General features: G+C 51.1%; 19 protein-coding genes. 12 read left to right on the forward strand and 7 right to left on the reverse strand.

Annotated features, from left to right (window positions below; genetic code table 11):
• The first annotated feature begins 2 nt into the window (after positions 1-2).
• Genes DS878_RS03035 through DS878_RS03045 form a run of 3 tightly spaced genes read left to right on the forward strand, consistent with a single transcriptional unit; the run spans position 3 to position 4,134 of the window.
• A complete protein-coding gene (locus DS878_RS03035; protein WP_113814470.1) occupies positions 3-1,214 on the forward strand; it encodes a restriction endonuclease subunit S in 1,212 nt (403 codons plus the stop codon).
• Between the two features lie 9 nt (positions 1,215-1,223).
• The gene (locus tag DS878_RS03040; protein WP_113814471.1) at positions 1,224-2,366 is read left to right on the forward strand and encodes an SIR2 family protein; all 1,143 of its coding nucleotides are present in this window, start codon (positions 1,224-1,226) and stop codon (positions 2,364-2,366) included.
• A 1-nt stretch (position 2,367) separates the two neighbouring features.
• Complete coding sequence (locus DS878_RS03045; RefSeq protein WP_113814472.1) at positions 2,368-4,134, forward strand: ATP-binding protein; 1,767 nt, start codon at positions 2,368-2,370, stop codon at positions 4,132-4,134.
• 359 nt (positions 4,135-4,493) lie between these two features.
• On the opposite strand, the gene DS878_RS03055 is transcribed toward DS878_RS03045, so the two are convergent.
• Positions 4,494-5,360 (reverse strand): YicC/YloC family endoribonuclease, encoded by an 867-nt coding sequence (locus DS878_RS03055; RefSeq protein WP_113814473.1) that lies wholly within the window; start codon positions 5,358-5,360, stop codon positions 4,494-4,496.
• 184 nt (positions 5,361-5,544) lie between these two features.
• Between DS878_RS03055 and rph the strand changes: the two genes are divergently transcribed.
• A complete protein-coding gene (gene rph, locus DS878_RS03060) occupies positions 5,545-6,261 on the forward strand; it encodes a ribonuclease PH (protein ID WP_113814474.1) in 717 nt (238 codons plus the stop codon).
• 67 nt (positions 6,262-6,328) lie between these two features.
• Here the strand turns inward: rph and DS878_RS03065 are convergent, their stop codons facing one another.
• Positions 6,329-7,135, reverse strand: a complete 807-nt coding sequence (locus DS878_RS03065; RefSeq protein ID WP_113814475.1) for an exodeoxyribonuclease III — start codon at positions 7,133-7,135, stop codon at positions 6,329-6,331.
• Positions 7,136-7,216: 81 nt separating this feature from the next.
• On the opposite strand from DS878_RS03065, the gene pyrE reads away from it, so the two are divergent.
• Together pyrE and DS878_RS03075 are read left to right on the forward strand one after the other, a co-directional pair.
• The gene (gene pyrE, locus DS878_RS03070; protein ID WP_113814476.1) at positions 7,217-7,855 is read left to right on the forward strand and encodes an orotate phosphoribosyltransferase; all 639 of its coding nucleotides are present in this window, start codon (positions 7,217-7,219) and stop codon (positions 7,853-7,855) included.
• A gap of 3 nt (positions 7,856-7,858) precedes the next feature.
• Positions 7,859-8,521 (forward strand): DUF4124 domain-containing protein, encoded by a 663-nt coding sequence (locus DS878_RS03075; protein WP_113814477.1) that lies wholly within the window; start codon positions 7,859-7,861, stop codon positions 8,519-8,521.
• A gap of 118 nt (positions 8,522-8,639) precedes the next feature.
• Here the strand turns inward: DS878_RS03075 and DS878_RS03080 are convergent, their stop codons facing one another.
• Together DS878_RS03080 and DS878_RS03085 are read right to left on the reverse strand one after the other, a co-directional pair.
• Positions 8,640-9,059, reverse strand: coding sequence for a hypothetical protein (locus DS878_RS03080; protein WP_113814478.1), 420 nt, complete (start codon positions 9,057-9,059; stop codon positions 8,640-8,642).
• 184 nt (positions 9,060-9,243) lie between these two features.
• The gene (locus tag DS878_RS03085) at positions 9,244-9,582 is read right to left on the reverse strand and encodes a DUF2782 domain-containing protein (RefSeq protein ID WP_113814479.1); all 339 of its coding nucleotides are present in this window, start codon (positions 9,580-9,582) and stop codon (positions 9,244-9,246) included.
• A 91-nt stretch (positions 9,583-9,673) separates the two neighbouring features.
• Between DS878_RS03085 and polA the strand changes: the two genes are divergently transcribed.
• Positions 9,674-12,424 (forward strand): DNA polymerase I, encoded by a 2,751-nt coding sequence (polA, locus tag DS878_RS03090; protein ID WP_113814480.1) that lies wholly within the window; start codon positions 9,674-9,676, stop codon positions 12,422-12,424.
• Between the two features lie 184 nt (positions 12,425-12,608).
• On the forward strand, positions 12,609-12,977 hold the full coding sequence (locus DS878_RS03095; RefSeq protein ID WP_113814481.1) for a hypothetical protein: 369 nt from the start codon (positions 12,609-12,611) through the stop codon (positions 12,975-12,977).
• A gap of 38 nt (positions 12,978-13,015) precedes the next feature.
• Here the strand turns inward: DS878_RS03095 and DS878_RS03100 are convergent, their stop codons facing one another.
• The 3 genes from DS878_RS03100 to DS878_RS03110 all read right to left on the reverse strand — a co-directional run bounded on the left by DS878_RS03100 (position 13,016) and on the right by DS878_RS03110 (position 16,814).
• Positions 13,016-14,485, reverse strand: a complete 1,470-nt coding sequence (locus tag DS878_RS03100) for an OmpP1/FadL family transporter (RefSeq protein WP_113814482.1) — start codon at positions 14,483-14,485, stop codon at positions 13,016-13,018.
• Between the two features lie 122 nt (positions 14,486-14,607).
• A complete protein-coding gene (locus tag DS878_RS03105; RefSeq protein ID WP_113814483.1) occupies positions 14,608-15,729 on the reverse strand; it encodes a PilT/PilU family type 4a pilus ATPase in 1,122 nt (373 codons plus the stop codon).
• A gap of 50 nt (positions 15,730-15,779) precedes the next feature.
• On the reverse strand, positions 15,780-16,814 hold the full coding sequence (locus tag DS878_RS03110; RefSeq protein WP_113814484.1) for a type IV pilus twitching motility protein PilT: 1,035 nt from the start codon (positions 16,812-16,814) through the stop codon (positions 15,780-15,782).
• A gap of 138 nt (positions 16,815-16,952) precedes the next feature.
• On the opposite strand from DS878_RS03110, the gene DS878_RS03115 reads away from it, so the two are divergent.
• The 4 genes from DS878_RS03115 (at position 16,953) to DS878_RS03130 (ending at position 21,383) form a co-directional block, all read left to right on the forward strand.
• Entirely contained in the window at positions 16,953-17,657 is a 705-nt protein-coding gene (locus tag DS878_RS03115) for a YggS family pyridoxal phosphate-dependent enzyme (RefSeq protein WP_113814485.1), read from the forward strand.
• A gap of 62 nt (positions 17,658-17,719) precedes the next feature.
• A complete protein-coding gene (gene proC / locus DS878_RS03120; RefSeq protein WP_113814651.1) occupies positions 17,720-18,553 on the forward strand; it encodes a pyrroline-5-carboxylate reductase in 834 nt (277 codons plus the stop codon).
• Positions 18,554-18,583: 30 nt separating this feature from the next.
• Entirely contained in the window at positions 18,584-19,168 is a 585-nt protein-coding gene (locus tag DS878_RS03125) for a YggT family protein (RefSeq protein ID WP_113814486.1), read from the forward strand.
• A 250-nt stretch (positions 19,169-19,418) separates the two neighbouring features.
• Positions 19,419-21,383: a dynamin family protein gene (locus DS878_RS03130; RefSeq protein ID WP_113814487.1), complete on the forward strand. Its 1,965-nt coding sequence runs from the start codon at positions 19,419-19,421 to the stop codon at positions 21,381-21,383.
• The last annotated feature ends 122 nt before the right edge of the window (positions 21,384-21,505 follow it).

The raw sequence follows: 21,505 nt of genomic DNA on the forward strand, positions 1-21,505 counted from the left end.
GCATGGAACAGGTTTTATATTCATTGCCGGATGGGTGGGAGTGGCAAGAGTTAGCAGATGTCGTTGTTAAAACAGAAAACTTGAACCCGTTAAAACACGCAGATCAGCTGTGGACGTACATTGATATATCGTCAGTAGATCGTGATCGATTTGCAGTTACAGATCCAAAGGAAATTCTAGGGAAAGATGCTCCATCAAGAGCGAAAAAGCATGTACAGCTAAACGACGTGATATTTGCGACGACACGGCCAAACCTAAAAAACATAGCGTTGGTTCGGGATGAATATAGCTCACCAGTGGCATCTACAGGTTTCTGTGTTCTCAGAGCTAACAAAAAGGTTTTGCCTGCCTATTTGTTTTATTTTGTCACAACAGATTTTGTTCAAGCCCAAATTGAGCCCTATGTCGGTGGCGCTTCATATCCCGCGATTACTGATGGAAATCTTAAGAAGGCTCCAATACCGATACCAAGCATCGAAGAACAAAATCGTATCGTCGAAAAACTCGATGCACTGCTCACCCGCATCGACACCGCCATCGAGCATTTGCAGGAAAGCGTCACACTGGCTGATGCGCTATCAAAAAATGGGCTGTCAGAAATATTCGAGAGCCTAAAAGATCGTTATGAGGTCGTACCCCTATCATCTGTCGTAAAAATTAATAGTGGCATTGCGTTACCGAAACTTTTTAAAAACGGTTTCAGCGATGGTGACATTCCATTTTTCAAAGTAGCACAAATGAACAACCATCATGAAAATATGGTTAAGCCAGAGATAACATTTAATGAAACAGTTGCCAAAGAACACAAAATAAAGCTATTTCCGAAGGGCAGCACGCTGATTCCCAAAAGAGGTGGGGCAATCCTAACCAATAAAAAGAGAATGCTGCTTGAGGATGCGTCATATGACAGCAACATCATGGGATTAAAAGCTGACGAATCTAAAATTTCCGACGAGTACCTTTTCGCCTTCATGCGGACAATAGATTTAGCAAATTTCGTCGATGCAAGTACGATCCCGCAAGTTAACAACAAACACATAGATCAAATGCAAATCCCTCTGGCAAGTATCGAGGAACAGGCTGACGTGGTTAGCCGTGTAAACTTGTTGGTTAAAAAAGTCGAAACAATGAATTCTGAAATTCAAAGACAACTGGATGATTTGCAAGCTTTGAAAAGTTCAATTCTCGATTCCGCCTTTAAAGGCGAGCTCTAAGGAGGGAATATGGCATTCGATACCACAGTTTTTGAACAAAAAGAGTTCAGGGAAGCAATCAACAAATTCGAAGAGTTGCTCTCACACTCAAAAGCGGTTCTGTTAGGTGCAGGGGCGAGTTTTTGCGCTGGGCTTCCATTGACCAACCAGCTAACAGAAAGAGCACTAATAAGTGACAAGCTCTCCGACGATTCAAAGCAGATATTGACTGCCATACAAAATTCTTTTGCTGGCGCAAATCCAGCTTCGCATATAGAAGACTACTTAAGCGAACTCGTAGATTGGCTTGCTATCACTGCTCGCCGAACAAATCGCAATGTAACGGCTAGCAGCGTATTGATTGGAGGTACTGAATACAGCAACGATCAGCTATTGCAAGCAATAAAAGAGATAAAACTCGCTATTTTTGACGTCATTAATGTTGAAGTAGATTCTGCTGTACATGAGCGTTTTGTTCAGGCATTACACCGACCAATGCGACCAGGGAAAGAGAGCCTACCGAGCACCATTGATTATCTGGTGATGAACTACGACACGTTAATTGAAGACTCACTCGCACTATCACAATTGAGATATGCCGATGGTTTAGAAGGCGGTGTATCAGGATGGTGGAACCCTTTGACGTTTGAACAGAACAATCTTGATGCGCGAGTATTTAAGCTACATGGTTCCATCAATTGGGCTGAACATAGTTCTTCATCAACACCATTGCGTATTGCTCCGCATTTGAAGCGCAGCCAAGATCAAGCTGCGAAGATTATGATTTGGCCTGCATCGACTAAATACCGTGAAACTCAACTCGACCCCTACGCAAATTTAATGCACAGAGCAAGAGCTGTTTTAAACCCGCGAGATGGTAGCCAACGAGTTTTATTGATTGCAGGTTATAGCTTTGGCGATGCCCATATCAATCTAGAAATCGAACGTGGTTTAAGGGCTTCAAATGGCAATTTAACCGTGATTGCGTTTACGAGCGACCCTGTACCTAGTGGCGCGCTGAAAATTTGGTATGAAGACAGCTCGATCAATGAACAAGTACTTATTTTTGCCGATAAAGGTTTTTATCACGCCGATCACAAGGCAACCTCAGAAAATAGCATTGAATGGTGGAAGTTTGAAAACCTAACCCAGATCCTTGAAGGAGGTATTTGATATGGACAACAAATACATAAAACCCATTGAGAATCTCTCTATCGGTAAAATTATTGAGGTCGATGGCTCGCGGATTATCGCCGAACTTGACCCTACGATTTCAGACTTGTCCCGCGTATTTGCTGGTGAAAACTATCCGATTGGACAGTTTGGCTCAATCATCAAAGTTCATTTTGGTCGCCGATCTATTTATGGGTTAGTCAGTCGATTACGTATGAAGGCTGACTACCAGCTAGAAAAAGGCTTGCCTGTCGCGTCCGCAGATGAGCGAATAATTGAAGCTGATTTGTTCGGTGAAGGGGAGTGGCGCAGGAAAGATGAAAATGAGTTTGCCCTTGAGTTTGAACGCGGTGTGGCTACTTATCCACTACCACAACAAACTATTTATCTGACACCCAAATCAGAACTTAGGTTTATTTACGGTGACGCCAAAGGTGCGGTTATTGAACTTGGTGAGCATGTTGGCTCAGGCGGTGCACCTTGTTACGCTGAATTAAATGAATTACTAGGTAAGCACACTGCCATCCTAGGCTCTACCGGTGCCGGTAAATCAGGCACTGTTGCGGCAGTTATTCACAGTATTCTCGAGCGCGGACAGATAGCTAATCATGAGCACTGGCACCCACAAATTATTATCCTCGACCCTCATAATGAATACGGCAAAGCGTTCCCTGCACACCAACGTTTATCGACCGATGAAGGTTCACTAAAACTACCGTATTGGTTACTCGATTTAGAAGAGTCACTGAGCTTGTTTATCGGCAAGACCGAGTTTGCAGCAACATCACAATCAAATATTGTTAAAAATGCCCTAATAGCGGTTCGTGAGGAAGCAGCTGGACAGCTTGGGCTTAATAAGAACCAATTAACAGTTGACTCGCCGATCCCTTACATTATTGGAAGTGCAGAAGGCTTAGATCATTTTGGATTCAAAGATGGAACACGCTACGAAGAAGGATTAATCGGTGCCATCAACGCGCAGCGACCAGAAAACAAAGATAAAAAGCAGCATGAGGATTTTAGTCGAGTTATTCGAAAGATAGATTCATTGCTAAAAGATGGTCGACTCAAATTCATGATGGAAAGTTGGGATGGTGACAAAGATCCGTTACCTACAATCGTCAATCAGTTCTTAACGCAGCAAACCACAGTGCAGATTGTTGACTTGTCTGGTGTACCCAATGAAGTAGCTGGGGTAGCTAGCGCTGCAATCGCAAGAATAGTTTTTCAACTTAAAGTCTGGCAAACTGAAGCTGAACGGCAAAATAGTCCTGTGCTTTTGGTGTGTGAAGAGGCACACCGATATGTACCGAATCGTGGTGAAGCACAGTATGAGGCAGCTCAATCTGCAATTCGTCGAATTGCAAAGGAAGGACGAAAATATGGGGTTGGCTTATTGTTAGTTTCGCAAAGACCGAGTGAAGTTGAAGCAACGGTATTGTCGCAATGTAACTCATGGATTGTACTTCGAATAACCAATGATGCCGACCGCGAGCATGTTCGTAGTGTGTTACCCGATTCTATGTCTGGGTTAACCAAGATGCTTTCTGGCTTAAGGCGTCAAGAGGCTATTTTTGTTGGTCAAGCAGCAACACTACCTACCAGAGTGATGATTCGCAGCTTATCAGATGAACAACTACCTCGTTCAAATGATGTCGACTTTGACAAAGGTTGGCAGAAACAGGCAATGACAATCGAGCAAATTGGTGTTGTGGTTAATAAGTGGCGATATCAAAGCAAGAAAAGTGAGAAAAATGACAACGTATAACGTCTATTGTGATGAAAGTCGCCAAACATCAGACCCACTTCAACGCTATATTGTTATTGGTACGCTGCAATGCCCTCGTGAAGAAAAACACCGTATTGTTAGGCGCTTGCATGGCCTAATGACCAAGTATGGTATAAAGATTGAATTTGGCTGTCGGTGAAACGTGATTTACGCATGTGGAATCTCCTGTGATCTTCAGAGTACAAAATTCCACTTATCATCGCGATTATTTTTCGAGGGGGGGGGGTATTACCGGGTAGCTCAGGGAAAAATTGAAATACCCCGTATTTACAAGGTTCTTCACCAGGAAACACAGGGCATTTAGACATTTCTGGACGGGTAACTTTCTACCTAACAACCTACTCGATGTTCTGCACCTGCTCACGCATCTGTTCAATCAATACCTTCAGATCGACAGCAGCACGAGTAACCCCCGCATCAATGCTCTTGCTGCTGAGGGTGTTGGCTTCACGGTTCAGCTCCTGCATCAGGAAGTCCAGGCGACGCCCAATCGCTTCATCACGTTCAAGAGTGTCAATAACCTCACTGATGTGAGCATCCAGCCGGTCCAACTCTTCTGCAACATCGCTCTTCTGGGCCAGCATAACCATTTCCTGGGCAACCCGCTCGGGATCCAGCTCCACCCGCGCTTTCTTGAAACGCTCACGTAGATGCTCCTCCTGAGCCTTAAGCAGCCTTGGCATATCCTCACGAACAGTCGCAACCAGAGTTTTCATTTGGGTTAAACGCGAATCAAACAGAGGCCTTAAACGTTCACCTTCCCGTTCACGCACAATCGCAAGCTCTGCCACCGTCTCCCTGAAAAGCGTTAGCGCCGACTCCCGCACAGAACTGAAATCCTGCTCTGGTACCGACAGCACTCCGGGCCAGCGTAAAACGTCTAGCGCATTGATATGGGCAGGGTTATCGAGGATACGGTTTACATGGTTTGCGGCCTCGTTGACCGCATTTGCTATGTCCTCATTAATTTCAAACCCGGGAACACCGGCTTCGGCGGACTGAAGGCGAATAGACACATCAACCTTGCCCCGCTTCAGCTGTTTTCTCAGCTCTTCCCGGAATGGGTTTTCAAGCTCGCGCAGGGCCTCGGGCAGCCTGAAAGACGGCTCAAGATAACGGTGATTGACGGTGCGAATCTCGCAGGTCAGTGTTCCCTGGCCATCCTGAACGTCCTTCCGGGCAAATGCGGTCATACTTTTGATCATGGCAGCTCCGGTTTTGTGGTTAGTCGCAATCATTGATTATCAAGCCCGAGTCTAACAGGCTGAGTTCACCTGTGCTGCCCCCCAGAAACCGAACCCAACGTGTTATACTTGGAGGCTTTCAGATTAGCCAGAAAGCAACCCGGGGAATTCCCCGGACACTTATCTTCAGATATCAGGAAACCCTATGCGTCCAAGTGGCAGAACACCCGAACAACCCAGAGAAATTCGACTGACCCGGAACTACACCCGCCATGCCGAGGGTTCCGTGCTGGTGGAGTTCGGGGACACAAAAGTCATATGCACTGCCTCTGTAGAGAACAAAGTACCGCCCTTCCTCCGCGGCGAAGGTAAAGGCTGGATCACCGCTGAATACGGCATGCTACCCCGCTCAACCGGCAGCCGCATGGGCCGCGAAGCCGCCCGTGGCAAACAGGGCGGGCGCACCGTTGAAATCCAGCGCCTGATCGGTCGTTCCCTACGGGCCGCCGTCGATATGAAAGCCCTGGGCGAACACACCATCACTATCGACTGCGACGTAATCCAGGCCGACGGCGGCACACGCACAGCCGCAATCACCGGCGGCTGCGTGGCCCTGGTTGATGCCCTGAACCATCTGGTGGCAACAAAGCGTCTGAAGAAATCACCTCTGAAACAAATGGTGGCTGCGCTGTCCGTTGGTATATACAAAGGTACGCCGGTGGTTGACCTGGATTACCCGGAAGACTCCGAAGCTGAAACCGACATGAACGTCATAATGACTGACCAGGGAGGTTTCATCGAAATTCAGGGAACGGCAGAAGGCGCACCCTTTGTTCAGGAAGAACTCGACAGCATGCTGGTGCTGGCGAAACAGGGCATTGAAAAGCTGTTTGTATTGCAGAAAGAAGCGCTGGAAGGCTGAAGAAGTTAATACAGATGACTATCCGGGTGTCGGCATTGATGCCGACACCTGAAAAACTCAAACCAGTTTAAAATCCGATCTCTATATCGTAATCCATAATCACCGGAGCGTGATCTGAAAAGCTGGCTTTGCTGTCAATCCAGCCATCCTGAATGCTCTTGCGAATACCCGGCGTCATTAACTGGTAATCCACCCGGATACCTGCATTTTTCCGTGAACCTCCAGCTTGCTCAGGCCACCAGGTAAACTGGTTACTCTGTTTGTTGATCTCACGGAATGCATCAACACAGCCCATTTCATCAAACAACCGGTCAAGCCACGCACGCTCATGGGGCAGAAAGCCTGAAAAATCCAGCTTGTGGTACAAGGGGCTTGCATCGGTTACGTGATGCGCAGTCTGCAGGTTCGCACCAAAAATGAACTGGCGGCGCTTACGCAGGGTTTTTTGCATATGCAGGCCGAAGGCTTCCATAAACTCATCTTTATGATCGAGAACGGTCAGATCATCTTCACTGATCAGCTCTTCCTCACGCCCGAGAGCACAGGGAGCCAGCACACATGCCACAGAAACCTTGTCGAAATCTGCCTGAATAAAGCGCCCTTCACGATCAGCCTGCTCGTTGGCAAAACCGTACATAATGGCTTTCGGAAAGTGCCGCGTATAAATACCCACGCCACCGTCTTCATTTTTTTCGCCATCTATGAAGTAGGCCTCATACCCTTCAGGGATAAGGTTGTAGTCTTCAATCTCGTAGGCGCGCATACGGTGGTCCTGAACGCAGACAACATCTGCATCCTGCTCTGCCAGCCAGTCAAAAAAACCTTTTTCAACGGCCCGGGCAAGACCATTGACGCTGATTGATACTACCCGCATACGTGTTCCCTGATTCGGTTTGTGTGTATGATACCGTTTTTACGCGTTATTAAAAGATCCACACCCGCCAGAAGCCTTGCCATGCACAACTATCAGCAAAATTTTATTGAATTTGCCATTCGCCGTAACGTACTTCGTTTTGGTGATTTTACCCTCAAATCCGGACGTACCAGCCCATATTTTTTCAATGCAGGGCTGTTCAATACCGGGGATGACCTTCTACAGCTAAGCAAAGCCTATGCCGAAGCCATCGATCGCAGCGGCCTGAATTATGACATTATTTTCGGGCCTGCCTATAAGGGCATTCCGTTGGCAACGGTAACTGCCATGGCGCTAGCCCGTGAGGGCAACAGCAAACCGTTTGCCTTTAACCGCAAAGAAAAGAAAGATCACGGCGAAGGCGGTAGTATTGTTGGTGCCCCTTTGCAGGGTAAAGTACTTATTGTCGATGATGTCATTACGGCCGGCACGGCCATACGCGAATCCATCGATATTATCCATGCCGCCGGGGCTGAGCCAGCGGGTGTGCTTATCGCTCTTGACCGGCAGGAGCGGGGAAGCAGTGAGCTCTCGGCCATACAGGAAGTAGAGAGCGAGTTTGGCATCCCGGTTGTTAGTATAATATGTCTGGAACAGGTTCTGGACTACCTTGAAACCAACCCGGAGTTTTCTGGCCATGCCGCGAAGGTCGCCAGCTACCGGAAACTTTACGGAGTCTGACTGATGCACAAGCGCCTGACTGCATTTTCAGCTACGGCCACTGCACTCTTGCTGACGCTGGGTATAGCAACCCTTGCAGAAGCGGGCATGTACCGTTACACAGACGAAAACGGCCAGGTTGTGATCAGCAATACCATCCCCCAGCAAGCCACAAAGCGCGGCTATGACATCCTCAATTCAAATGGCCGCGTAGTAGAGGTCATTCCGCCAGCACCAACGGAAGCTGAAATTGCCGCTCGGGAAGCCGAAAAACAGCGGCAAGAGGAACTTGCAGCTCAACGCGAACAAGACGCGCAACTGCTAAAGCGCTTCAGCCACCCGGATCAGGCCATCAGAGCCATGCATCGCAAGCTGGATGAACTGCGAGGCCTGATTCAGCTCAAGCGAGGCAACATCTCCGTTATCTCAACCCAGCTCGACAATGAACAAAGTCGCGCAGCTAACCTGGAACGTTCAGGAAAGAAAATACCTGAGGCGACCCTCGATAAAATCCGCCGGCTCGAATCACAGATTCGCGATATCGAGAAGGAAATCGCCAGACAAACTCAGGAAACCGATGCGCTGATCCAGTCGTTTGAAGCCGATGTTAAACGGCTTGAACAGATTACTGGCGAAACCCGCACATTGCCGCTGGACACTGCAGACACTGCAGACACTGCAGACTAACCGGCTGCCCAAGAGAAAAACCCTATACAAAAAAAGAAGGAGCGCCAAAGTCCAGCCTGGCCCTCCTTCCTGAACATCAGCACAATTCCGCGCTGCTGTTACTGCCCCACACCTTGAATCAGGCTGAAGCAGTTGTACCTTTCTCAGTCACTGCCTTTTTTGCGGCCGGTTTTCTGGCTGCGGGCTTTTTGGCCGCTACAGTTTTCTTGGCATCCTGCGCGGTTTTGGAAACCTGGTCTGCCACCTCAGATACAGCGTCGGCACCTTCAACCGCTTCTTTTTCAAGTTTTGCCACCAGATCAGCTGCAAAGTTACCAAAGCGACTATTCAGAGTGCGCAACTGGCCAAAGAGGCTGTCACTGTAGCCGTTGTAACGGCTGCGCAGGGTTTTCACACTGTATTCACGCACTTCTGACTCAAGCTTCTCTGCATAGTCAAAAGGCTTGGATGCCAGCTTCTTCTGTTGCTCTTCAGCAGCATTGATGCCTTTCTCCACAATTTCCTGAAGCTGTTCCTGGTATGTTTTAAGCTTACCCATGTCCTTTCCCCTTGGTTTACTGACGTTCTCTTGAGGCTTTCCCCTACTCGCTGCTGATCAGGCCCGATCAGTTCAGAGGTGAAAACCTTTCTTAAGTTCTTGAACCAAGGTTACGGACAAAAATTAGAATATTCATACTAAAAACCGGCACTCTGCAAATACCCGGTCTGATCCGGGGGGACGCCTACCAACGGAACAAAACCCAACTCGGAATCAACATGTCAGAATCGGTTTCCCGGATCCAGCCGCCACCATCCGCAGGCACCAGATAGTATTCAGGGCCGACTTCCGGCACCACCTTTATTTCCATGAGTTGTCCATTTACGCGGTACTCGTAAAACACCTCATCATCGCCCGGCCGGATAACAATCTGCGGCCCCTCACTTGAGGGCTGATAATCGGAAATCACAACTGGCTCTTTGGGTGTTTCTACAACAGTCTCATCCAGGGCACCGCTTTCCTGTGCAAGCGCAGACCCAAAGCCGCAGACAAGCAGAAATGCGGAACAGGCGATTCGTTTCATTTTCGTGATACCCTTTTATTTATCCATCAAGTTAAGTACAGAGTTGCACAAGCCAACCCACGCTTCAATCAGAATCCGGATCCGTTTTGACATGACTGAAAAAAAGACTCCACCTGTGGTGCTTGTGGACGGTTCGTCCTATTTATTCCGTGCTTATCACGCACTCCCACCACTGACCACCAGCAAGAATCACCCTACCGGCGCCATTAAAGGTGTTATCGCAATGATCCGTCGCCTGGAGCAGGATTTCCCTGGCTCAAAGGTGGTTGTGGTGTTCGATGCAAAAGGCAAAACCTTCCGTCACAAGTTGTACGAAGCCTATAAAGCCAACCGTCCACCAATGCCCGAAGACCTGGCGATGCAGATTGCCCCCATTCACCAGATGGTGAAGGCTATGGGGCTGCCGTTGCTGATAGTAGAGGGGGTGGAAGCAGATGATGTCATCGGCACCCTGGCTGAGGAAGCCACCAGCAAAGGCATAGATGTGGTGGTTTCAACCGGCGACAAGGATATGGCCCAACTGGTCAGCGACCACGTAACGCTGATTAACACCATGACCGATACCCGGATGGACCGGCAGGGTGTGGTTGAGAAATTTGGCGTTCGCCCCGACCAGATAATCGACTATCTGGCCTTGGTCGGCGATAAGGTTGATAACATTCCCGGGGTCAACAAGTGCGGCCCGAAAACAGCAGTGAAATGGCTACAAGCCTACGACAATCTGGATCAGGTTATTGCCCATGCGGGAGAGATTAAAGGCAAGATTGGCGAATACCTGCGCGAGGCTATCGATACCCTGCCCCTGAGCCGGGAGCTGGCAACCATCAAGATGGATGTGGACCTGGATTTTGGTCTGGAGGATCTGCAGGAGCGACAGCAAAACGACGAAGAGTTGCTCGAACTCTTCAGGGAATACGAACTAAAGAGCTGGATCGCAGAGCTGGAGAATAAAGCAACTGAAGCCAGCAGCAGCGCCAGCGAGCCAGGGGACGCAGAGTCAGCCGACAGCGACTGCCCTCCGCCTCCACAAGCCAAACGCTACAGCGTAATCACCCAACAAGAAGAGCTCGACGAGTGGGTAGAGAGACTGAAAACGTCAGAGCTGTTCGCCTTTGACACTGAAACCACGAGCCTTCGCTATATGAGTGCCGAGGTAGTAGGCATGTCGTTCGCTATAGAAGCTGGCGAGGCTGCGTACGTACCCTTCGGTCACGACTATATGGGAGCGCCGGAGCAGCTCGACCGTGAGAAAGTACTGTCTCAGTTCAAACCGCTGCTGGAAGACCCGAAGCTCAAGAAGGTTGGCCAGAACCTGAAGTACGACAAAAACGTGCTTGCCAACCATGGCATATGCCTGGAAGGTATCGCCGAAGACACCATGCTGGAATCCTACGTGCTCAATTCAGTGTCATCCCGACACGACATGGACACTTTAGCCAGAAAATATCTGGGTGAAGAAACCATCACCTTCGAATCCATTGCTGGCAAAGGCGCAAAGCAGCTCACATTTAATCAGCTGGACCTGGAAAAGGCGGGCCCCTATGCGGCAGAGGATGCAGACGTTACCTTGCGCCTGCATCAGGTATTACGCCCCCAGCTGGCAAAAACCGGCAAACTGCAGTCCGTTTATGAAGATATTGACCTGCCCCTTGTACCCGTTCTGTCCCGGATGGAGCAACGCGGCACCCTGATAAAGGCCAGCACTTTGCGCCAGCACAGTCAGGAGCTGGCTGAGCGCATGGCCGAGCTGGAAAAGCAGGCCCACGAAGTCGCTGGTGAGAACTTCAACCTGGGTTCACCCAAGCAATTGCAGGTGATTTTCTACGAAAAAATGGGGCTTCCGGTCATCAAAAAGACGCCCAAAGGCGCCCCCTCTACAGCAGAGCCTGTATTGCAGGAGCTGGCCCATGAGCACGAACTCCCGAGACTGATTCTCGAACACCGCAGCCTGAGCAAGCTTAAATCCACTTACACGGATACTCTGCCAGAGCTGATCCATCATCGTACCGGACGAGTTCACACATCCTATCACCAGGCGGTCACTGCCACCGGGCGGCTTTCTTCATCGGAGCCCAACCTGCAGAACATTCCTGTTCGCACTGAGCAGGGCCGGCGCATTCGCCAGGCATTTATTGCAGAAAAAGGTTGCAAGCTTATCGCTGCGGACTACTCACAGATTGAGCTGAGGATCATGGCACATTTGTCCGAGGACAAAGGCCTGCTAACTGCGTTTGAGCATGGAGAAGACATCCACAAAGCGACCGCAGCGGAAGTTTTTGGTGTGGCACTGGAGGAGGTCAACAGTGATCAGCGCCGCAGCGCCAAAGCCATCAACTTTGGCCTGATCTACGGAATGTCGGCCTTCGGGCTGGCCCGCCAGCTCGACGTGGAACGCAAAGTAGCCCAGCAATATATCGACCGCTATTTCGAGCGTTACCCGGGCGTTTTGCAATATATGGATAACATCCGGAAACAAGCCCATGACGACGGCTATGTTGAGACGCTATTCGGCCGGCGCCTGTACCTGCCTGAAATCAATGCACGCAACAAACAGCTCCAGCAGGCCGCCGAGCGCACTGCCATCAACGCCCCCATGCAGGGTACTGCAGCGGACATTATCAAAAGGGCGATGATTGAGGTAGACAACTGGCTACGCAAAGATCACGCAGATGATGCAAGTATGACCATGCAGGTTCACGATGAACTGATTCTCGAAGTCCGGGAAGATGCCCTGGAGAGCGTCCGGAAGGGCCTGGTGCAGCGTATGTCTGAGGCTGCCAGTCTGAAGGTGCCACTGCTGGTAGAAGCCGGCACGGGAGACAACTGGGATCAGGCCCACTAACCTTATCAAGCCGACACCTAACGCCCTGTTTATGTTCGCATTCATTACGACGCGCACAAAAACAGGGCACGCTTACCTCGCAGCTGTTCGCAAACCTTTGATTTTGCCACACGGCACATAAACTGCATACGCACCCGGGTCAGGGGTAAAACCCTATGTAGTGACTCCGATTTGAGGCCTTTCCATGAATCCGATGATAAGCGAACGCAACTGGCTGTTCGACCCTGCCCTGCTCAAACTGGCACATCAATGCCGGCGACTGATCCAGTCCGAATTTGGAGTAAAACTCCATTTCGACGAGGCCAACCTGGAACAACAGCTGGCAGATTACGCAAGCAAAACCCGGTCTCCCCACCTGGCGAAGACATGGGAAGCACTGAAACAGCAGGTGCCTGCACTGAACACAACGGAAGAAGAAGAAGAGGAGCACCACCCCACATTGAGGATGTACCGGGGACAACCAGTTATGGACAGCAGGAGTGAGCAAAAAGAAGGGAGTTCCACGGAGGAGCCCCGGCACAAGAAGATGTACCGGGGACATCTGGTTGGCTGATTCCGGGTAACGCAAAACCAGCGAACAGCATCAGAAAATCAGAAAGCTTTACTGAGCTCTAGAGCCACACTCCATGCGCTTAGTTCGTATTCGGCCTGGTAATTGGTATTGGAAGTTGGCACGGTCGGCTGCTGGTGTGAGTATTCACGATCATCAACCTTGGCATTATCTGCAAAGATCAGAGTGCCGACTGCAGCATCTATTTTCCAGCCACTCTGGCGATCCCGCCACTGGGTCCCCAGCGTCAGCCAGTGACGATCCTCAGACGGGATGCGGGCAGTAACGTATTGGTCCACCGGCGACTGGTCATAAGCATAACCTGCCTTGAACGCCCAGGCTTCGTTTGCCTGCCAGATACCACCCAGATTGAACTGCCAGTTATTATCCCACTTCTCTGTCACATGGGTAATCGGGTCACCCGAGGCGGGCTGAATAACCTGAGAAATCTGACCCGCACCGTCTTCAGCACTGAACACATCCAACTCTTCAAAACGACTCCAGCGAGAATAGGTAGCACCGGCGAGTATCGTGAATGTCGGGTTAAGCCTGTGGCGCACACCCACAGTCACGCTCTCGGGAATTGCGAGGGGCACTTCTGCTTTTTCAGAGAGAGTCACAGGTCCCGAAAGCCCTATAGCCTCACCAGGGAACTGGCTGATTACCAGATCCCCGTCCAGCTCAAACTCAGTACCAGTCTGTGCAGTCAGACCAACCTGTGTTGCTGCAGATAACTCATAGAGAAAGCCCACACGGAAATTGACTGCAATGTCATCGCCTTCTACATCAGAGTATGTATCAGGGTACTGCTGCGCCAAACCATTGGCCCCAGCCACAATCGCCTGCTGCTGCGCCGCCGGCAACTGATCGAGGCTGGAGACGCCAGCGGCCTGAAGCGCTGAGTTCACTACGGCGCCCCGGACATCCTGGTATCTGGTCAAACGACCCTCCCCGTACATCACATTAATGCCCACACCCATAGACAGGCCTTTACCATTATTAACTGCAATGGACGGGGTGAAGGAAATCACCGTAAGTTCGGTCTTGTCTGCCAGATAACGCCCGGCAAAATCATCTTCGTAATCTGCCGCGAGGCCATAAGGAGCGTGGATACCAAATCCAACGTCTATGGACTCATTGATTTCGTGGGTAATATAAACATTCGGGAGCAGTGCCGGGTCTGCAATGTCGCCGCCGTTGCCGGTATAGGCTCCCGGCTGACCAAGGGCATCGACGGACTGCACGGTATCGCTCTTGGCTTCGGCATCAATATCCAGTAAAGCAGCACCAAACGAGATATTAGTACCGGATAACTGGCTCATCCCTGCAGGATTGAACAAAACTGCAGTCGCATTTTCCGGGTTCGCAGCAGCACCTGCGTTAGCCGTGCCCATGGCGCTTGCACTTTGTTCGTTCAGGGAAAAACCGCCAGCAAAAGCGCTGGCAGGGGCAGAAACGACTGCGACCAAAGTGGCCAGCCGAACAGCGCGTGTAAGCAATGAGGATCTCATAACAGAGGTGTCTCCTTTGTAATTTGCGGCGGAGTATACGCACCTATGCCTAGCAGCCTCAAATGCTAAAACTACTGATTTGCAAGCCTAACTACTTACTACTTTAGTCGATGCCTTCCGTGTCAGGTGTCCTGAATAGTCAGCTTGTCTACAGACGACGACAACTTGTCTGCCCCCTGAGCATCTGTACCCAGTTTTATCATCAGGCGCAGGTCATTTGCCGAGTCTGCGTGAGCAAGCGCATCTTCATAGGTAATAGAGCCTTCAGCATACAGTTGGTAAAGGGCCTGATCGAAGGTCTGCATGCCTGCCTCATTGGACTTGGACATCAACGCCTTAAGCTTATGCACTTCCCCTTTACGGATCATGTCCGCTACCAGAGGGGTATTGATCAGAACTTCAATAACAGCCTTGCGGCCTTTCCCATCCGGTGTCGGAATCAGCTGCTGAGCCACGACGGCTCTGAGGTTAAGCGACAAATCCATCCAGATCTGATTATGCTGTTCCGGCGGGAAAAACTGAATAATCCGGTCAAGCGCCTGGTTGGCGTTGTTGGCGTGCAGGGTGGCAAGACAAAGGTGGCCTGTTTCAGCAAACTGAACCGAATACTCCATGGTCTCACGAGTACGTACCTCACCAATGAGGATAACGTCCGGAGCCTGCCTCAGCGTGTTCTTCAGCGCCACTTCAAAGCTCTCGGTATCAATTCCGACTTCCCGCTGCGTAACAATGCACCCCTGGTGCTGATGCACAAACTCGATCGGGTCTTCTATGGAAATGATATGCCCACGGCTGTTCCGGTTGCGGTGCCCAAGCATCGCGGCCAGCGACGTTGACTTCCCGGTACCAGTCGCACCCACAAACATAATCAGGCCGCGTTTGGTCATTGCCAGTTCTTTAATGATTTCTGGCAATGCCAGATCATCAATCTGGGGGATTTTCACTTCAATCCGCCGCAAAACCATTCCGCACAAGTTGCGCTGAAAGAAAGCGCTTACCCGGAAGCGTCCAATGCCCCGGGCGCTGATTGCAAAGTTACATTCGTGACTTTCTTCAAACTCAGCTCTCTGCCGGTCGTTCATCGCGCCGTACACAAACTCCCGGGTCTGCTCTGGCGTCAACGCGTTCTTGGTAACCGGCAGTACCTTGCCGTTCACTTTCATGCTGGGCGGAACACCTGCAGTGATAAAGAGGTCAGAGCCTCCTTTTTCGACCATCAGACGAAGCAGCTTTTCGAATTCCATTTTTAATTACCTATATTCTTTTTGTACAACGACCCGCCAAAAGCCGGGAATCAGAAATTATCCGGCATTTTCGCCTTGGCCCGCGCAGCATCACGGGAAATCAGCCCTTTCTGCAGCAAGCGCTCAAGACACTGATCCAGAGTCTGCATACCCAGCGAGCCACCGGTCTGGATCGACGAATACATCTGGGCAATCTTGTCTTCGCGAATCAGGTTACGGATCGCAGCCGTACCAATCATGATTTCGTGTGCCGCAATCCGGCCTCCGCCCATTTTCTTCATGAGCGTCTGGGAAATAACAGCCTGCAGTGATTCGGAGAGCATGGAGCGAACCATGGATTTCTCTTCCGCTGGGAATACGTCGACTACACGGTCAATGGTTTTTGCCGCTGAGGTGGTATGCAGAGTACCGAAAACCAGGTGACCGGTTTCCGCTGCAGTAAGTGCCAGGCGGATGGTTTCCAGATCCCGCAACTCACCCACCAGAATAATGTCGGGATCTTCCCGCAACGCAGAGCGCAAAGCCTCGTTAAAGCCAAGGGTATCCCGGTGCACTTCCCGCTGGTTGACCAGACATTTCTTTGAATCGTGTACAAATTCGATAGGGTCTTCGATGGTAAGAACATGCTCATAGCGGGTGTCGTTGATGTAATCCATCATCGCCGCCAGCGTAGTAGACTTACCTGAACCGGTTGGCCCGGTCACCAGCACAAGGCCACGGGGGACCGAAGAAATGTCTTTGAACACCTGGCCCATGCCGAGGTCATCCATTGTCAGTACTTTCGAGGGGATGGTACGGAAAACAGCACCCGACCCGCGGTTCTGATTAAAGGCATTTACACGAAAACGAGCGACGCCCGGCACCTCAAAAGAAAAGTCCGTTTCCAGAAATTCTTCGTAGTCCTTGCGCTGCTTGTCGTTCATGATGTCATAAATCAACCCATGAACTTCTTTATGTTCCAGGGGCGGTAGATTGATGCGACGGACGTCACCGTCAACACGAATCATCGGAGGCAGGCCAGCAGAAAGATGCAAATCTGACGCACCCTGTTTCGCCGAAAAGGCAAGCAGTTCAGTAATATCCATAGAGGTCCTCGGAAGGCTTATCTTTCACACAGGTAGCGTCTGTCTGACACTGCCCGGCTACGATCACTTGGCATTTCAGTGACCTGCGAGTAACGTGTCGTCAACGAACAGGCGGACCAAACGCGACTATTTGATAATATGAGCAGCATAGCAGACAACCTTCGGGCCGTAACCCGACGCATACAAAAAGCAACATTGCAGGCAGGCCGCGAGCCCGATTCTGTGAGCCTGTTGGCAGTCAGTAAAACGCGCTCACCGGAGGAGCTGCGAGAAGCCGTGGCTGCAGGCCAGCGAGCGTTCGGAGAAAACTACCTCCAGGAAGCCCTCGACAAGATTGACGCCCTCAACGACCTGACGGGTGTCGATTGGCACTTTATTGGCCCGATACAGTCCAACAAAACTCGGCAGATCGCCTCAGCTTTTTCCTGGGTACACAGCGTTGACCGGCTGAAGGTTGCCCGCCGCCTCAGCGAACAGAGAGAAACCGGCCTGCCTCTCTTGAATATATGCCTTCAAGTCAACATTAATAATGAACAGAGTAAAGCGGGGTGCCGGCCAGAAGACCTGCCGGAACTGGTTACAGAAATAAGCCAGCTGCCAGGTCTCTCCCTGCGTGGACTTATGGCGATCCCCGACCCTGAACAGACCGAATCCGCTCTGCGAGCAAGCTTCCGCAAGCTTGCCAGCACCCTGAAAGAGCTGCGGCAGAATTATCCGGAGGCCGGACCTCTGGATACTTTATCCATGGGCATGTCCGGCGATCTCGAAATGGCAATTGCAGAGGGCGCCACCTGGGTGCGCATCGGCACGGCCATTTTCGGCGCACGGCCCCGGAAGAGCTGAATTGACCGGTTCCTGCTATTATCGAAACCGGATATCTAACCGAATAACCGTTGGAGCAGACCTTGAGCAAATCACCAACCATTTCGTTTATAGGTGCAGGCAATATGGCCAGCGCCATCATTGGCGGCATGCTGGATAACGAATTCAAAGCCGCCAATATATGGGCAAGCGCGCCAGACGACGGCCACCTGCAGTCCATTCGCAAACGTTTCGGGATAAGTGTGACAACAGACAACCGTTACTGCGCACAACAGGCAGACATGGTTGTGCTCGCGGTGAAGCCCCAGGTGATGGCCGATGTCTGTCGCGACATAGCACCCATCGCCCAGAACACCCGCCCATTAATGGTGTCAATCGCTGCAGGTCTCGGCACGGACACACTTGATGAATGGCTTGGCGGTGGCCTGCCAATTGTCCGCGTCATGCCAAACACCCCGTCTCTGGTTGGCAAAGGGGCTGCCGGGCTTTTTTCCAACGAAAGCGTCAGCAGCGCCCAGAAAGAAATGGTGCAATCGGTTTTCGAAGGCATTGGAATGGCGGTGTGGGTCGAAGATGAAGCTCTGCTTCATGGCGTGACTGCACTCTCGGGAAGCGGCCCCGCATATTTTTTCCTGATGCTGGAAGCCCTTGAGACGGCTGCGACCGAAACCGGCATAGATCCGGAAACAGCCCGCCAGCTCGCCATTCAGACCATGGCAGGCGCAGCCGAAATGGCTGCCAGAAGCGAACACGATCCGGCTCAACTGAAGAAAAACGTGATGTCTCCGGGCGGCACAACCGAGCGGGCAGTTAATACCTTTGAAGAAGGCGGCCTGCGCGATCTGGTAAAAAAAGCGTATAACGCTGCTTACAAGCGCTCGGAAGAAATGGCCAAAGAACTGGCAGGCAAACAGTAAAACAGTCACTGACAACGGAGAAACGGCTTCATGCTGGCAGACATCCTGATTACGATCCTGCTGATCGCATCCACCTTTTACATGACAATCATACTGCTGCGTTTTTTGTTGCAACTGGCCCGGGCCGACTTCTATAACCCCATATCCCAGTTTGCAGTGAAAGCCACAAACCCTTTGCTCAGACCTATGCGCCGCATCATTCCTGGCTGGGGCGGGATTGACGGCGCGGCACTGGTGCTGGCAGTCATCATTCAGGCGATCACCTTCTTTCTGATTCTTATTGCTCTGAATGGAGGCATCCCGTCATTCAATCCGATCATCCTGCTGGTCTGGGCAGTACTGAATGTTCTTGATCTGATCATAAAAATTTACTTCTGGTCAGTTATTGCAGTTGTCGTCGTCAGCTGGATAGCTCCCGGCAGCGGACACCCTGCGATCCAGCTGGTGGCACAGATCACAGAGCCTGTTATGCGCCCGGTTCGCAAACTGATGCCTTCTATGGGAGGGCTCGACCTGTCACCGATTATTGTTTTCCTGATTCTGAACGTTCTTTCAGTGGTTGTTGACCATATGAAAATCTCGGCCGGTTTAGGCTCAATCGGTCTGGGACTGTAAACCTCGTCACAAACAAACAATTTGTAACAGTTCTCCACAAAAAGCCCAATCTGCAAGCCGCAAGCTCATACCATTGATTTTGCGGCTTTTTTTATTGTGGTCATGTCGACAACAGACACACACCTGAATACACCCCGCCACAAAATCGTCGCAAACACGCTAGTATTAACGGCAATTAATTAATCGTATATCACGTGGATCCCGGCTAGCTTGCCAGGGGAGACCTGAAGTCGTGTACAAGGAAAATCCGATGAATCATCAGGGCAATCTGACTCAACAGGTAGAGGCATACCACAACTGGAAAAAAGAGCTGATCCGCCAGATCGGCCGTTACCGGTTATGGCTTCAGGACAACAACCTGTTCTCAGACGACATCAGCACGCGGATACGTCATGGCCTGGAACTTCTTATTGAGGACGAGCTTACTATTGCGTTTGTCGGCGAGTACTCCCGCGGCAAAACGGAACTGATAAACGCCCTGTTCTTCTCAGAGTTTGGCCAGCGCATGCTCCCCTCCCAGGCCGGGCGCACAACCATGTGTCCGACCGAGCTGTTTTTTGATCGCAATGCCAACGAAAACTATCTGCTCCTGCTCCCCATTGAAACCCGCACGGGGGACCTGTCTTTACAGAAACTGCGAAAACAACCTGAACGCTGGGTAAAACACAGCCTTGATGAACGTGACCCGGAAATCATGCGCGAAATTCTGGGTGAAGTAGCCCGGGTCAAAAGCGTTACTCCTGAGCAGGCACGGAAGCTGGGTTTTGAAGAAGGCATGCTTGAGCATGACCGCAACAACCCCGGAAATGTTCTGATCCCGGCCTGGCGTAATGCCCAGATCAGTATTCGTCACCCGCTGTTTGAACGGGGGCTGCGCATTCTCGATACCCCGGGCCTTAACGCTCTCGGATCCGAGCCCGAGCTCACTATAAGCATGCTGCCAAGGGCTCATGCCATCATTTTTGTACTCAGTGCAGATACAGGCGTTACCGCCAGCGACATGACCATCTGGAAAGAGTACATAGATACAACCCACGCCGACCATCGCGCCGGTCGTTTTGCGGTACTGAACAAGATAGATGTGCTTTGGGACGACCTTCAGGGCGAGAAGCACACCAACGATGCCATTGAGCGTGTTCGTGGATATACAGCAGATCATCTGGGCATCCGGCAACAGGACGTAATACCTCTGTCCGCAAAACAGGGCCTGACTGCAAGAGTCAGGAACGATAACAGCCTGTTCAACCGCTCCAATATCGGCAATCTGGAGCAACTGATTATCCAGCGCATACTGATGCACAAGGAACAGTTGATCACTCAAAGCCTGATCAACGATCTGCTCGGCATGTTGCAGAACAGTCAGGCAGCGATGCAGACACGCCTGGAGTCGCTCGAAGAAGAATCCCTGGCCTGCTCCGGCGCCACCATGGACAAAGAAGCACTCACCAGGCTGGCCGATCGCGCCCAGAAAGACTACGACTTTTACTACAAGAAACTGATCACCCTGCGCTCGAGCCGCCGGCTGATGGGGTCTCAGGGTGAAATGCTGAAAAAACTGGTATCTGAAGACCGGTTTGAATCCCATGCCCGGAGCATCCGTCAAAGCATGTCGAAAAGCTGGACTACTGCAGGCATGAATAACGCCATGGATCAGTTTTTCGAGCTTCTGGAAAGCGACTTCACCAATCTTCTCAGCGAAGGGCGTCTTGCAGAAAAAATGGTGGGCGCAATTTATCGCCGGTATAACGAGGATACGCGTGCCCGCCACCTTGAGCCCATTCCGCTGCGTGCTGGCCGCCACGTGATTGCCGTAAGAGAGCTGCGTAAGAAAGCCCGCCGCTTCCGCTCCAGCCCCAAGAACCTGCTTACCGAGCAATCCGTTCTGGTCCAACGCTTTTTCAATGTAATGGTTAGCGAAGCCCGAACCCTCCATGCCCGCGTACGTGCAGATGTAGAGCGCTGGCCGTCAGAAGCACTGCTACCGATCATGCAGTACTCCATGGAGCAGAAACAATTGCTGGAGCACCAGATACGGCGCCTCCGGGACATGGTGAGAAGCGATCGCGATTGCCGTGTCCAGCGTGAACGGCTTGGCCATACAATCAGCGATTTGCGCAGACAACTGGAACTGGCGGATGCAATGCAGCGGCAAATCCGCAAACCTGCCCCCACCCTGATCCAGCAAAAAGTGGTCAATATCTCTGGCGCTATCTAGTTGCCTCAAGTCCTGTCGGTTGCAGCCATGACGGCCCGCCATTAAACTGCCTTGCTGGTTCAGGTTTTTACCCTGGCCAGCAACGCAGTTACTAACGGACCGAACCAGGAACCTTTCGCGCC

Origin of the sequence: Marinobacter sp. F3R11, from assembly GCF_003318275.1 — a bacterium.
Taxonomy (GTDB): domain Bacteria; phylum Pseudomonadota; class Gammaproteobacteria; order Pseudomonadales; family Oleiphilaceae; genus Marinobacter.

Excerpts from the sequence above, each read along its gene's own strand:
- DS878_RS03110 (WP_113814484.1), bottom strand. The coding sequence starts at position 16,814 with ATGGATATTACTGAACTGCTTGCCTTTTCGGCGAAACAGGGTGCGTCA.
- DS878_RS03105 (WP_113814483.1), bottom strand. The coding sequence starts at position 15,729 with ATGGAATTCGAAAAGCTGCTTCGTCTGATGGTCGAAAAAGGAGGCTCT.
- DS878_RS03100 (WP_113814482.1), bottom strand. The coding sequence starts at position 14,485 with ATGAGATCCTCATTGCTTACACGCGCTGTTCGGCTGGCCACTTTGGTC.
- DS878_RS03075 (WP_113814477.1), top strand. The coding sequence starts at position 7,859 with ATGCACAAGCGCCTGACTGCATTTTCAGCTACGGCCACTGCACTCTTG.
- DS878_RS03095 (WP_113814481.1), top strand. The coding sequence starts at position 12,609 with ATGAATCCGATGATAAGCGAACGCAACTGGCTGTTCGACCCTGCCCTG.
- DS878_RS03040 (WP_113814471.1), top strand. The coding sequence starts at position 1,224 with ATGGCATTCGATACCACAGTTTTTGAACAAAAAGAGTTCAGGGAAGCA.
- DS878_RS03080 (WP_113814478.1), bottom strand. The coding sequence starts at position 9,059 with ATGGGTAAGCTTAAAACATACCAGGAACAGCTTCAGGAAATTGTGGAG.
- DS878_RS03045 (WP_113814472.1), top strand. The coding sequence starts at position 2,368 with ATGGACAACAAATACATAAAACCCATTGAGAATCTCTCTATCGGTAAA.
- DS878_RS03085 (WP_113814479.1), bottom strand. The coding sequence starts at position 9,582 with ATGAAACGAATCGCCTGTTCCGCATTTCTGCTTGTCTGCGGCTTTGGG.
- DS878_RS03125 (WP_113814486.1), top strand. The coding sequence starts at position 18,584 with ATGCTGGCAGACATCCTGATTACGATCCTGCTGATCGCATCCACCTTT.
- DS878_RS03065 (WP_113814475.1), bottom strand. The coding sequence starts at position 7,135 with ATGCGGGTAGTATCAATCAGCGTCAATGGTCTTGCCCGGGCCGTTGAA.
- rph (WP_113814474.1), top strand. The coding sequence starts at position 5,545 with ATGCGTCCAAGTGGCAGAACACCCGAACAACCCAGAGAAATTCGACTG.
- DS878_RS03130 (WP_113814487.1), top strand. The coding sequence starts at position 19,419 with ATGAATCATCAGGGCAATCTGACTCAACAGGTAGAGGCATACCACAAC.
- DS878_RS03055 (WP_113814473.1), bottom strand. The coding sequence starts at position 5,360 with ATGATCAAAAGTATGACCGCATTTGCCCGGAAGGACGTTCAGGATGGC.
- DS878_RS03035 (WP_113814470.1), top strand. The coding sequence starts at position 3 with ATGGAACAGGTTTTATATTCATTGCCGGATGGGTGGGAGTGGCAAGAG.
- DS878_RS03115 (WP_113814485.1), top strand. The coding sequence starts at position 16,953 with ATGAGCAGCATAGCAGACAACCTTCGGGCCGTAACCCGACGCATACAA.
- polA (WP_113814480.1), top strand. The coding sequence starts at position 9,674 with ATGACTGAAAAAAAGACTCCACCTGTGGTGCTTGTGGACGGTTCGTCC.
- pyrE (WP_113814476.1), top strand. The coding sequence starts at position 7,217 with ATGCACAACTATCAGCAAAATTTTATTGAATTTGCCATTCGCCGTAAC.